Here is a 12,096-nt window from a genome sequence, read left to right as displayed (position 1 = left end):
AAGAATGAAAACCAGACATATTCACAGAAAGGGAAACCAATGAGCAAACCATCAATCGGGTTTATCGGCCTGGGACTTATGGGCGGAGCCATGGTGAGCCGGCTGTTGGACCAAGGATACTCGGTCACGGTGTTGGGAAACCGCGACCGCACACATCTGGACGCCGCGATTGACCGGGGCGCCCGCGAGTCGCAAAACGCCCGGGAACTGGCTCAGGCCAGCGACATCGTGATGCTGTGCATGGGAACGTCCGAACAGGTCGAGGGCCGTATGCGCGGTGCTGATGGAGTGATCGCGGGACTGAAGCCCGGGGCGATCGTCATCGACTTTGGCACCTCGCTTCCGGGCAGTACACGCGCCCTGGCCGAGGAGGTTGCCGCAGCCGGCGGAAGCTATCTCGACGCGCCACTTGGTCGGACGCCGTCGCATGCACTGGAAGGCAAGCTCAACATCATGACGTCCGGTGACAAGGCTGCCTTTGACAAGGTCGAGCCGACACTGAAGGATCTGGGTGAAAACGTCTTTTACCTGGGCCCTGTCGGATCGGGACATACGATCAAGCTGATCAACAACTTCTTCGGCATGACGGTCGCGAACGCGATGGCTGAAGCCTTTGCAATGGCTGACATCACCGGCGTTGACCGCAAGCAGCTGTATGACGTTATGGCCGCAGGGCCGCTGCATTCCGGCATGATGGATTTCGTCAAAGCCTACGGTGTCGAGAATGATCCAAACCAGCTGGCCTTTGCCATCAAGAACGCGGCAAAAGACCTTGGGTATTATGATCGAATGGCGCGCGAGGCCGGTGTTACCAGCGTGATGTCGCAGGGCGCGCTTTCCGCGCTGAACGACGCGCGCGACCACGGTCAGGCGGATGACATGGTCAGCCAGATGGTTGACTACTACACCAAGCGTTTCAACACCTGATCGATGGCCGTCACCGCCAACCCAACTGCGGACCTGCCGCGCCTTGGCATCGTGCTGATGCTGACGGCGTGGCTGTTCTTTTCGCTGGTGGACCTTGGGGCCAAATGGTTGGCGTTGGCCGGCGTGCCGGCATTTCAGTTGGCGTTCATGCGCTATGCAGGGCACTTCGTGATCTCAGTGGGCGTGATCGCCAAGGGCGGGATCGAGGCTGGCCGGTTCAAGACCGACCATCCATGGCAGGTCATTAGCCGGGCATTACTGCTGATCTCGGCGACCGTTTTCAACTTCTATGCCCTGCGGTTTTTGCCTCTGACCGTCGTGTCGGCAATCATGTTCTCAAGCCCGGTCATCGTGTGCTTCCTGTCCGTTTTCGTGTTGAAGGAGAGAGTGGGACCATGGCGTTGGGCGGCTATCATCCTGGGCTTCCTAGGGGTGTTGGTTGTCGTGCGGCCGTTTGGCTCGGCCTTTCATCTGACCATGCTGCTGATCGTCTACAATGCCACCGCTTTGGCCTTGTACTCGATCATGACGCGCAGGCTGTCGGGGGTTGTTGCCGTGGACACCATGCAATTCTACCTCGGACTTACCGGTACAGTGGTCCTGCTGCCCTTCGCCATCTGGTTTTGGATCCAACCGGAAAACACCTGGAGCCTGATCGTCCTGATCAGTCTTGGCGTCTTTGGATGGTGCGGGCATCAACTGCTGACGAACGCGCATCGGTTCGGAACAGCGAACCAGTTGATGCCATTCACCTATTCGTTCCTGATCTATGTTGCGATCTGGGGTTATCTGTTCTTTGACACGGTACCGGACGCATTCACGTTGGCAGGGGCTGCGCTGATCATGGCTGCCGGTCTCATCATCTGGAAAAGAGAAAAGAAATGACGCGAATTGCCTGCATCGGCGAAGCAATGATCGAACTGTCCATGCTGGAAACCGGTGCGAAGGTGGGCGTCGCGGGGGATACGCTGAACACGGCCATCTACATGCACCGCGCAGCGCCTGATCTGCAGGTGGAGTATGTGACATGTTTGGGCGACGACCCGTTCTCGGGGCGCATCGCGGACTTCATCGCCAGCCATGGCATCGGGACATCCGGCATCCGCATCATTCCGAACGCCTCTCCGGGCCTGTACGCGATCACGACCTCTGCGGACGGTGAACGCAGCTTTACCTATTGGCGCAGCGAAGCGGCCGCCCGTCAGCTTTTTGCCAATCACGATTTCAGCTCGTTGAACGGCTATGACGTGCTGTACTTGTCGGGGATTTCCGTGGCCATTCTTCCGCATTCGGTAAGGCTTGCGCTTCTGGACTGGCTCGAAGGCGCTTCAGTCCGGTTGGTCTATGACAGCAACTTTCGTCCGCGTCTTTGGGATAGCGTTGAACACGCCCGGCAGATCAACCAACGGCTTTGGCGGCGTGCGGACATTGCCCTGCCATCCATCGACGACGAGATGGCACTGTTCGGGGAAAGCGCCGACCAGGTGGCGGCACGCTTTGCGGGTCATCACGGAATCGGCGCGTTGAAGCGCGGAGAGAATGGCCCCTTGTCCATTGGTCAGAGCATTGACCAAACCTATGAGCCTGCCAAAAACGTGCTGGATACGACCGCGGCGGGCGACAGTTTCAACGGTGGGTACCTTGCGGCGTTGCTGACTGGGAAATCACAGGCCGAGGCCTTGATGGCTGGACACAATCTGGCATCCACCGTTGTTCAGTTCCGCGGCGCGATCATTCCCGGATAAGCGGCGCGAGATCCTCGGCTCCAACAAGACGCAAAAGCGGCACTAGCGGATCTGGCTGCTTGGCAGCCAAAGCGATTTCCGACGCGCAAGGATCGTTCAGCACCCGACCCTTGGCGGTCTCGGACAGGCAATAGGAGACCCAGGCCCGCATCCCCGCGATCACCGCCTGAGAGCCGGTCTCACGAAGTGTGGAAACAAATCGATAAGGCAGCTTCTGGCTTCCATCCATCGCGATTTGGTCCAGACGGTGCGCCAACTCGGGGTTTTCAAAGCGGCGCAACAGAGCCTCGGCATAGTCCGGAACCTGTGCTTGCACCGCAGCGGGCAGCGTTGCGCCCGCATCCTTCATCAACTCGGAAACCAGCGGGCGCAGAACCGGGTCTCGGACCGCTTCGTGGACGTAGGTCAGGCCCCGCTCCAACCCGGCATAAGCCAACAGGGAATGGGCCCCGTTCAACATGCGCAGCTTTCGAATCTCGTGCGGGGCCACGTCATCGACCAATTGCACGCCCGGCCAATCCGGATGCGGTCCGGCAAAATTGTCTTCGATCACCCACTCAGAGAACGCCTCGGTCGGAACGGCCATGGGATCGCCGCAGATTGCGCGTACAGCGTCCGTTGTGGCCGGGGTGATCCGGTCGACCATCGCGTTGGGAAAGCGAACGGTGTCCCAATTGACGTCCAGACCGGCTGCTTTCGCGAAATCGGAAACGGCCGTCTCGAGCGTTTTGCCATTTTCCATACGATTGTCGCAGCTTAGCACCGTCACAGGTTTGCGCCGTTCCGCAAGGCCAAAAGCCAAAAAACCGATCAGAGTCGCGGGCCCCTGCCCTGCCAGATCGGCGGCAATCGCCGGGTCCTGGAGGTTCAGCTTGCCCGCGGCATCAAGATGATAACCTTTCTCGGTCACGGTCGCCGAGATGATCTCGGCATCCGTCATCGCATCGAAAATCGCTGCACGACCCTCGGGCGCGACCAGAACGTCGCGAAGAGCTTTAATGCGCCGGACGCCCTGCCCCTGCACGCACAGATCGTACTCGAAACCCTGCCGGGCCAATCCATCCCGAACCGAGGATGAACGCAGGCTGACGCCGACAACGTCCCATCCACCCGCTTGATCGGTGTAGTCCAGCAAATGCGCCCGGGCAAAGTTGCCGAGGCCGAAGTGAAGAATTGTACCCATCTAGCTTTGCAATCCATAAACCTGTTTCGCCAGATCGACCGCCAGCAACCGAGCAAGATGCTCGGCACTGTCCCGACCGAAGTAACCGCGCGCAACCTGCTCGGCCAAATGAATCGCCACGCCCCGCCGCCAGAGGTCGTGTCGTGCAGGAATGGACAGAAAAGCCCGTGTGTCGTCATTGAACCCGGCCAGATTGTAATACCCGGCCGTTTCAACGACCTGATCAAAATACCGCGCAATCCCGGCCGGGCTGTCGTGGAACCACCAAGGCGGCCCGATCCGAAGGCACGGCCAATGTCCCGCCATTGGTGCCAGTTCACGGGCGTAGGTGCCTTCGTCCAGTGTGAACAAAATGATGCGCAGTTCCGCCGAGTTTCCGACCCGGTTCAACAGCGCCTCAAGGCCCGTGACCCAATCCATCGCGATTGGAATGTCGGCCCCCTTGTCCCGTCCGAAGTCCCGCATTACCGCGTTGTTCGTGTTGCGTTTGCTGCCCGCATGTATCTGCATGGTCAGACCATCATCGACAGACATCTGCGCCATTTCGATCAGCATATGCCCGTAGAAACGGCGGGCGTCCTGTTCGGTCCCCTCCCGCCGTCTCAGCCGCTGGTACAGCGCATCCGGGTCCTCAAGCCACTCGGTCTGTACACGTTCGATACCGTGGTCGGTGGCGGTACAGCCCAGTTGGATGAAATAAGCTCGCCGCATCCGCAGTGCGTTGAGATAGCCATCATAGCTGTCCAGATCGCAGCCTGTCAGCTCGGCCAACTTGTCCAGGTTCTGTACGAACTCCGGGTCCACCCCATCCAAGACCCCGTCTGGGCGGAAAGTCGGAACAACCCGCCCGCCCCAACCGCTTGCACGGATCTCCTGATGCTGTGTGAGAGTGTCGAGAGCCGAATCCGTAGTGGCCAGAACCTCGATCCCGAACCTGTCGAACAATGCCCTCGGGCGAAAATCGGGTTGCGCCAACTTTTCCGCGATCTTGTCGTAGATCAGATCTGCGGTGCGAGAAGACAACTCCTCGGACACGCCCAGCGTTTCATGCAGTACGTAGTTCATCCAGATCCGGGAAGGCGTTCCAAGAAACAGATGCCAGTGCTCGGCAAAGGTGCGGAAAACGGCGCGAGGATCCTTCTTTCGCCCCTCTTCCCCAACGCCGAGTTCCGACAAGGGAACGCCCTGCGAATAGAGCATACGGAACACGTAATGGTCGGGAACCACCAACAGCTCTGCCGGGTTGGGAAACGGCGCGTCGGTTGCAAACCACCCCGGATCGCAGTGACCATGCGGAGATACGATCGGCAGGTCCTTGATGCCCAGGTACAGGTCTTCTGCCATCCCATTCAAATTGCCAGTCAATTCTGCCTCCGATACTGCTACCGTCAATTGTTAACACAGTTTTTAATGGTTGCATCTTTCCCGTTCGAACCCGCAGACTGACCGGGTGATCCGGGGGATTAAATGAATATTGCGCTGATTGGTTTGGGGATGGTTTCCCGCACGCATGTCGCCGCCATTCGGGCATCGGATCAAGGCCTCAGTCTTGCCGGAGTCCTCGGGCGCAATCCCGAGAAGGCCGCTGCGTTCGCGCGGCGAAACGAGACCCGCGCATTCGTCTCGGTCGAGGAAATCGCAAACGACCCACAGGTTGACTTTGCGATCATCGCAACCCCACCCGATCAGCGCACAGCGTTGGTACGGATTCTTTCGACCGCGTCGAAACCGATCCTGATGGAAAAGCCTATCGAAAGAACACTGGGCGCCGCGAAAGCCATTGTCGAGCAGTGCGAGGTGTCGGGCGTGCCGCTGGGCATCGTTTTTCAGCACCGCGCCCGCGCCGCCTCGCATGCGCTGAAATCGGCCATCGAACAGGGGGAACTGGGCGCGATCGCCACGGTGGAAGTCCGTGTCCCCTGGTGGCGCGATCAGAGCTACTATGACGAACCGGGTCGCGGCACTTATGCACGTGACGGAGGCGGCGTCATGATCTCGCAGGCGATCCACACGCTTGACCTTGCGATGTGGCTACTGGGGCCGATCTCGGACATTCAGGCCGTGATGAGAAAAACTCCACTACACGATCTCGAGGCCGAGGATTGGGCAGGTGCAATCTTTGAAATGGACAACGGCGCGGTGGGAACGTTGATGGCAACTACCGCCGAATATCCCGGGGCCGCTGAGTCCATCACGATCCAGGGCACGCGCGCCAAAGCGCATCTGGAGTCAGGTGTCCTGACCGTGACCACTTTCGACGGCCGGGAATCCACGGTCGGCGAAACCGCCGCCACAGGCGGAGGGGCCGATCCCATGGCGTTCACGCATGCGTGGCACCAGGCGGTCATCGAGGACTTCGCCAGGGCCGTTTCCAGTGGAACGCAACCTATGGCCACCGGACGCAGTGCCCTTTTGACCCACGCCGTCATCGACGCGATGCAGATCGCCAATCGAACCGGCCAGAAAACACGAGTCATCTCATGAGCCTGACCTGCGTCGCCCTTGGCCTCGACCACCGCCATATCTACGGCATGACGGAAAACATGCGCAAAATCGGCGTAGACTGCATTGGCTATTGGACACAGGGCGATCCGGAGACGCTGGCGGGATACGTAAAAAGGTTTCCCGATATTCCGCGGCTGGCCCGACTGGAAGACGCCCTGACCTGCGGCGCGGATCTGGCACTGATTTCAGCGATACCGGCAGATAGGGCCGCGTTGACGATCCGCGCGATGCAGAATGGCATGGATGTCATGAGCGACAAGCCGGGCTGCACGACGTTCGAACAACTCGACCAGATCAAAAGAGCGGTCGCAGACACCGGTCAGATCTGGTCGGTGAACTTCTCGGAGCGGTTCGAAACGCCCGTCAGCACCCGGGCCACCGAGCTGGTCGAGGCCGGTGCCATCGGGCGCGTGGTCCAGACGGTCGGACTTGGCCCGCACCGATTGAACCAGGCAACCCGGCCGGAGTGGTTTTTTCAGCGTGACCGCTATGGCGGCATTCTGAGCGACATCGCCTCACATCAGATCGATCAGTTCCTGCATTACACAGGTTCAAAAAGCGCAGAAATCACGAACGCCTATGTGGCGAACTACGCAAACCCGAAGGATCCCGGATTGCAGGATTTCGGCGAGATCAATCTGCGCAGCGAGAATGGAACCGGGTACATCCGGGTTGACTGGTTTACGCCGGATGCCTTGCCAAACTGGGGGGATGGTCGTCTGACGATCCTGGGCACCGAAGGATACATCGAATTGCGGAAATACGTCGACGTGGGGGGAGCCCCGGGGACAGATCATCTGATCCTCGTCAATGGTGAAACCTGCCAAAAAATCGACGCATCCGACGCCGGCCTTCCCTACTTTGCGCGCCTGGCTGATGACATTCGCAACCGGACTGAAACCGCAATGACGCAGGCCCACTGCTTTACGGTCATGGAACTGGCACTGCGCGCGCAGGAAATGGCGGAACGCGGATGATCAACGTTGCGATCCTCGGCGCAGGTATCGGTGCGCAACATGTGGACGCTTTGGAACGACTTCACGGCATCTTTCGCGTAGCCGCCGTGGTCGACCAGAATACGGACCGGATCGAACAGATACGGCAGAACTCGGGTTTTCGAGCTCTGGCGAACATTCAGGACGCTCTGGATGATCCGACGATTGAAGTCATCGACATCTGCCTGCCGCCCCATCTGCATGTACCGACCACGCTTGCGGCACTGGCCGCAGGAAAACACGTTGTCTGCGAAAAGCCTCTTGCGACTTCGATGCGGGATGTGGATCGGATCACGGCAGCCGCACGCGACGCGGGCAAGGAGGTGTTTCCGGTTTTTCAATACCGGTGGGGGCCGTCACTGGCCCAACTGCGCCACCTGCAACGCGCAGGCCTGACCGGAGCGGTCCAAACTGCAGCGCTTGAAACCCATTGGTCCCGAGGGGCGGACTATTACGCGGTGCCGTGGCGGGGAACTTGGGCCGGCGAACGCGGCGGCGCAGTGCTGGGCCATGCCATCCACAACCATGATCTGCTGACACATATCGCGGGCGATATCGCCTGGGTGTCTGCAATGACCACAACGCGGGTCAACCCGATCGAGACCGAAGACTGTGCCGCAATCTGCTTTGGCATGGCTTCCGGAGCCTTGTGCACAAGCAACATCACCTTGGGCGCTGCCACGGATGAAACCCGCCTGCGGTTCGTCTTTGAAAAATTGACCGCCACCTCTGGCACCGAACCCTATGCCCCGGGTCAAACGCCCTGGTCATTCGTCGCGCGGGACCCGGCGGATCAAGCCGCTATCGACGCGGCTCTCGCCGCTGCCGCTGCCGAGCCAACGGGGTTCGAAGGGTTTTTTGCCGAAGTCGGCAAAGCGCTGCGGTCCGAGGCAAATTCGGCCGTTACGCTGAAAGATGGCGCTGCGTCCATCGGCCTTGTGACGGCGATTTATCACGCGGCGCGCACCGGGCAGCGCGTTGCCCTTCCCATCATGCCCGATCACCCGCTGTATGAAGGATGGCTGCCATGAAACAATGCTGGCGTTGGTTCGGACCCGAGGATCCGATCGCCCTGGCCGATCTCCATCAAGTCGGGGTTCAGGGCATCGTCACCGCGCTGCATCACATCCCGCCGGGACAGCCTTGGGATGAACAGAGCATCGCCGACCGGCAGGCCGTTATGGCCGCGGCCGGGTACAGTTGGGACGTTGTCGAAAGCCTGCCAGTCTCCGAGGCGATCAAGACGCAGTCGGCAGACATGGCCGAGCATCTGCAGGCGTACAAGTCCAGCCTCAGGGCCCTCTCCGTCCGTGGCGTCAAAGTTGTTTGCTACAACTTCATGCCGATCCTGGATTGGACGCGCACCGCCCTTCGTGCCCCACAGCCGCATGGCGGAACGGCCATGCTGTTCGATCTGACCGATTTTGCAGTTTTCGACATACATATTCTCGAACGTCCGGGCGCGTCCGAAGACTATTCCGGCGACGTCCGCCAAGCGGCCAAGGATCGCTTCATGCGCATGTCGGATGTCTCCAAGGCCCAGTTGCAGCACAATGTCACCGCGGGGCTGCCCGGCGCCAACGATCAGTGGAGCGTAGAGGACGTGCGCGGCTTGCTGCAGACATATGCTGAGATAGACCGTGACCGGCTGCGCGCAAACCTCATCGACTTCCTGTCTGAGGTCGCCCCGATAGCCCAAGAATTGGGGGTGCGCTTGTGCTGTCATCCCGATGATCCGCCCTTCTCGTTGCTCGGTCTGCCGCGGATCATGTCCAGTTCCGAGGACTACGGCACCGTACTGGATGCGGTTGATATGCCCGCGAACGGTGCAACCTTGTGTACCGGATCGCTGGGTGTTTCCTCCGAATTCGATGGGCCGGAGTTCGTGCGCCGGCATGGCGACCGGATTCACTTTGTTCACTTGCGAAATACCCGACGCATCGCGGGGTCGGACAGACAGAAGCCGGATTTCTATGAGGCTCCGCATCTGGAGGGCGACACCGACATGGTCGGCACCATTCGCGAGCTGATGAACGAACAACGCCGCCGCAAATCTCAAGGACGTAGAGACTGGCAAATTCCGATGCGACCCGATCACGGACAAGAGCTGCTGAGCGATCTGGGCGGACACAGCACTCCCGGCTATCCGCTGATCGGACGCATGCGCGGGTTGGCGGAACTGCGCGGCATCATGGCGGCGTTTTCCTGACACGTCAGATCAGGCAGTTTCTTTCCGCCAGTAACACTTCTTTGCTTGCCTGTGTGCCGCAATCTTCGTTTACTTACGGTACGTAAACGGGCAGCGGGGTGTCTTCCGGACTCGCCCGACGTCTGTTCAAGACGCGTGAAACTCCCGCGAAAACCGATGCCTTGAGGCATCATTTTTCGAAACGTCTGCCAGACGGCAAAGACGGAAGAACGGGAGGAGTCCAAATGAAAACAGCAGGTGTAATCGGTCTTGGCGACATGGGCAGCGGCCTTGCCAAGAACCTGATCAAGAATGGCTTTGAAACATCCGGTTTCGACCTGAGCGAGACACGCATGACCGCATTTTCCGACATGGGCGGCCTGGTCAAGGACAGCGTGGGACAGGTCGGCCGTCACGCCGCCAGCGTGTTTGTCATGGTGATGAACGGAGATCAGGCCCGCGATGTCATTCTGGGTGAAGACGGACTGGTTGCGAACATGGCCAAAGGCGGAACGGTCATCCTGTCGGCGACCATTACTCCGGCTGAAGCGAGCGCTATCGGACAAGACATGGAGGGTTCGGGCATCCACCTGATCGACACCCCGGTCTCGGGTGGGTTTCCCGGCGCGCAGAACGGCACTTTGACAATGATGGCTGCCGGTGCTGCGGATGTGCTGAACCAAAACGCCGAAGTCATGCAGGCAGTGTCGGCAACCATTCACCGGGTCGGAGAAAACGCCGGTGACGGGCAAACCGTGAAAGCCTGCCTGCAATCCCTGATCGGATCGATCTTTTCCGCCACATTCGAGGCTGCGGCCCTGGCGGCCAAAGCCGGTGTCAGCGGTCAAGCATTGCTTGACGTGTTCTCATCGTCTAGCGCGGGATGTGGTGTTGTGAATACCGCCCTTGAAAACATCATTGATCGCAAGTTCGAGGCTACTGGCAGCCATATCGCAACGATGCACAAGGACCTGACGATCTCTCTGGCACTGGCCGGTGCGTTGGGCGTTCCCATGCACACAGCATCATCCGCTATGCAGATCTTTCACGCCGGAAAAACCAAGTACCCGAATGGCGACAACTGGGTGTGTACTCGCGTCATCGAAGAGATCGTTGGCGCAGAATTGCATCGCTGAGGGGACCGGACATGAAATTAGGTGTAATTTGCGACGGCATTTCCCGCGATCTGCGGCATGCCGTGGACGTAATGGACGAATTCGGTCTGGACTATGCAGAGCTTCAATTCGTTGGCGATTCAGAGGTCGGAGACCATTCCCCGCAGGAAATTGCCGAGATCGACGCGCTTTTGCGCGACCGGGGCAAGCCTGTGTCGTGTCTGTCGCGCCATATCTTTGCGGGGATGACAGCTGCCAACAGGCCCGGCGACGACCTGCACACTCGGCATATGGACGCCTTGAAACGCGTGATCGACATGGCGCATGTCGTGGGGTCTCCGCTGGTTCGGATCATGACCCAACGAAAAGAGCAGATACTCTGGGGAAAAAACGGCGCCGAGAAGTGGAACGTGGCGCATGGGGTATGGGACTCGATGCCGCCGCTGATCGCGCCGGCGGTTGAACTGGCCAGGGCTGAGGGCGTGACGCTTGTCGTGGAAACCGGAAACGGCACGCTGGTCAATTCCAACTATACCGCCCGCAAGCTGATTGACGAGTTGGATGCAAAGGATGCGTTGAAGGTACTTTGGGACCCCGGAAACAACTGCTGGTGCCATGAACTGGCATACCCGGACGGTTACGAAGAACTGCGCGGCGGCTATCTGGGGCACATTCACATCAAGGACGTAAAGGTCGACACGCCGAGGGCAACGCTGGAAGTGCGCCGCATGGGGGAAGGTCAGCTTGCGCCTTTGTTCCAACCCATCGCGGACGCGCTCAGATCCGACGGCTATGATGGCGTCATTTCTTTCGAAAGCGTTTATCAACCCGGCAACGGGAACTTCGAAGATGGTTTTCGTCTGTGTGTGGACCAGTTTAAAAGCCTGTTTGCATGAAAATGCAGTCAATATGCGTTCAAAATCAAAAGTTTGACCCCCATTGCTGAATGCCAAGTGAGATGTAGAAAGCTGGGCGCGTTCGCGTGAAATCAAGGAAAGGGCCTGCTGGATGAAACAACAGTTTTTTGACCTGTCCATTGAAACGCCGGGCAAATCCCTCATCGACATCAGCGGGATCGTTCAGCGTGCGGTGTTCGAACACGAATTTGTCTCGGGCTTGCTGACCCTTTGGTGCGCCCACACCGGTGCCGCGCTGTTGGTGCAGGCCAATGCCGATCCCGAAGTGCTCAAGGATATCGAGACGTTCTTCGAGAAACTCGTACCCAAGTCACCAGGCAAGTATCACCACCGCCCGACCGAGGACGACAACGCTCCATCGCATCTGCGGGCGCTGTTGACGCAAACTCAGGTATCGATCCCGGTCGAACAGGGGCAGCTTCCGCTGGGTCGCGTACAAAGCCTGTACCTGTTCGAACATCGGGAAGCACCCAATGCACGCCGATTGAAGGTGCACTACATCGGGACGTGATGCCTTGGAT

The 12,096-nt window shown here is 59.3% G+C and carries 11 protein-coding genes and 1 pseudogene; 10 read left to right on the top strand and 2 right to left on the bottom strand.

Annotated elements, in window-relative coordinates:
• Positions 1-24: 24 nt before the first annotated feature.
• The 3 genes and pseudogenes from ACR0NY_RS00470 to ACR0NY_RS00460 form a co-directional block, all read left to right on the top strand.
• Positions 25-927: pseudogene (locus tag ACR0NY_RS00470) on the top strand (NAD(P)-dependent oxidoreductase); the annotation flags it as partial.
• Between the two features lie 3 nt (positions 928-930).
• A complete protein-coding gene (locus tag ACR0NY_RS00465; RefSeq protein ID WP_170368255.1) occupies positions 931-1,812 on the top strand; it encodes a DMT family transporter in 882 nt (293 codons plus the stop codon).
• On the top strand, positions 1,809-2,672 hold the full coding sequence (locus ACR0NY_RS00460) for a sugar kinase (RefSeq protein ID WP_170368254.1): 864 nt from the start codon (positions 1,809-1,811) through the stop codon (positions 2,670-2,672). The genes ACR0NY_RS00465 and ACR0NY_RS00460 overlap by 4 nt, the downstream gene beginning before the upstream one ends.
• Here the strand turns inward: ACR0NY_RS00460 and ACR0NY_RS00455 are convergent.
• Positions 2,659-3,855 carry a mannitol dehydrogenase family protein gene (locus ACR0NY_RS00455; RefSeq protein WP_170368253.1) on the bottom strand — a complete coding sequence of 399 codons (1,197 nt, stop codon included), beginning with the start codon at positions 3,853-3,855 and terminating at the stop codon, positions 2,659-2,661. The two genes, ACR0NY_RS00460 and ACR0NY_RS00455, sit on opposite strands and share 14 nt — an antisense overlap.
• A complete protein-coding gene (uxaC, locus tag ACR0NY_RS00450) occupies positions 3,856-5,199 on the bottom strand; it encodes a glucuronate isomerase (protein WP_170368519.1) in 1,344 nt (447 codons plus the stop codon).
• 123 nt (positions 5,200-5,322) lie between these two features.
• Here uxaC and ACR0NY_RS00445 point away from each other — a divergent pair, with 123 nt between their 5' ends.
• The 7 genes from ACR0NY_RS00445 (at position 5,323) to ACR0NY_RS00415 (ending at position 12,086) form a co-directional block, all read left to right on the top strand.
• Positions 5,323-6,339 carry a Gfo/Idh/MocA family protein gene (locus ACR0NY_RS00445; RefSeq protein ID WP_170368252.1) on the top strand — a complete coding sequence of 339 codons (1,017 nt, stop codon included), beginning with the start codon at positions 5,323-5,325 and terminating at the stop codon, positions 6,337-6,339.
• Positions 6,336-7,337 carry a Gfo/Idh/MocA family protein gene (locus ACR0NY_RS00440; RefSeq protein WP_170368251.1) on the top strand — a complete coding sequence of 334 codons (1,002 nt, stop codon included), beginning with the start codon at positions 6,336-6,338 and terminating at the stop codon, positions 7,335-7,337. The genes ACR0NY_RS00445 and ACR0NY_RS00440 overlap by 4 nt, the downstream gene beginning before the upstream one ends.
• A complete protein-coding gene (locus ACR0NY_RS00435; protein ID WP_170368250.1) occupies positions 7,334-8,386 on the top strand; it encodes a Gfo/Idh/MocA family protein in 1,053 nt (350 codons plus the stop codon). Before ACR0NY_RS00440 ends, ACR0NY_RS00435 begins: the two co-directional genes overlap by 4 nt.
• Positions 8,383-9,564: a mannonate dehydratase gene (uxuA, locus tag ACR0NY_RS00430; RefSeq protein ID WP_170339239.1), complete on the top strand. Its 1,182-nt coding sequence runs from the start codon at positions 8,383-8,385 to the stop codon at positions 9,562-9,564. The genes ACR0NY_RS00435 and uxuA overlap by 4 nt, the downstream gene beginning before the upstream one ends.
• Before the next feature lie 224 nt (positions 9,565-9,788).
• A complete protein-coding gene (locus tag ACR0NY_RS00425; protein ID WP_170339241.1) occupies positions 9,789-10,679 on the top strand; it encodes an NAD(P)-dependent oxidoreductase in 891 nt (296 codons plus the stop codon).
• A gap of 11 nt (positions 10,680-10,690) precedes the next feature.
• The gene (locus ACR0NY_RS00420) at positions 10,691-11,554 is read left to right on the top strand and encodes a sugar phosphate isomerase/epimerase family protein (protein WP_170339243.1); all 864 of its coding nucleotides are present in this window, start codon (positions 10,691-10,693) and stop codon (positions 11,552-11,554) included.
• A gap of 112 nt (positions 11,555-11,666) precedes the next feature.
• A complete protein-coding gene (locus ACR0NY_RS00415; RefSeq protein WP_058277404.1) occupies positions 11,667-12,086 on the top strand; it encodes a secondary thiamine-phosphate synthase enzyme YjbQ in 420 nt (139 codons plus the stop codon).
• Positions 12,087-12,096 lie beyond the last annotated feature (10 nt).

It is taken from the genome of Ruegeria sp. BJ5, assembly GCF_056537865.1.
This window is presented reverse-complemented; position numbering and strand designations above follow the sequence as displayed.

Excerpts from the sequence above, each read along its gene's own strand:
- ACR0NY_RS00415 (WP_058277404.1), top strand. The coding sequence starts at position 11,667 with ATGAAACAACAGTTTTTTGACCTGTCCATTGAAACGCCGGGCAAATCC.
- ACR0NY_RS00455 (WP_170368253.1), bottom strand. The coding sequence starts at position 3,855 with ATGGGTACAATTCTTCACTTCGGCCTCGGCAACTTTGCCCGGGCGCAT.
- ACR0NY_RS00425 (WP_170339241.1), top strand. The coding sequence starts at position 9,789 with ATGAAAACAGCAGGTGTAATCGGTCTTGGCGACATGGGCAGCGGCCTT.
- ACR0NY_RS00465 (WP_170368255.1), top strand. The coding sequence starts at position 931 with ATGGCCGTCACCGCCAACCCAACTGCGGACCTGCCGCGCCTTGGCATC.
- uxuA (WP_170339239.1), top strand. The coding sequence starts at position 8,383 with ATGAAACAATGCTGGCGTTGGTTCGGACCCGAGGATCCGATCGCCCTG.
- ACR0NY_RS00440 (WP_170368251.1), top strand. The coding sequence starts at position 6,336 with ATGAGCCTGACCTGCGTCGCCCTTGGCCTCGACCACCGCCATATCTAC.
- uxaC (WP_170368519.1), bottom strand. The coding sequence starts at position 5,199 with ATGGCAGAAGACCTGTACCTGGGCATCAAGGACCTGCCGATCGTATCT.
- ACR0NY_RS00445 (WP_170368252.1), top strand. The coding sequence starts at position 5,323 with ATGAATATTGCGCTGATTGGTTTGGGGATGGTTTCCCGCACGCATGTC.
- ACR0NY_RS00420 (WP_170339243.1), top strand. The coding sequence starts at position 10,691 with ATGAAATTAGGTGTAATTTGCGACGGCATTTCCCGCGATCTGCGGCAT.
- ACR0NY_RS00435 (WP_170368250.1), top strand. The coding sequence starts at position 7,334 with ATGATCAACGTTGCGATCCTCGGCGCAGGTATCGGTGCGCAACATGTG.
- ACR0NY_RS00460 (WP_170368254.1), top strand. The coding sequence starts at position 1,809 with ATGACGCGAATTGCCTGCATCGGCGAAGCAATGATCGAACTGTCCATG.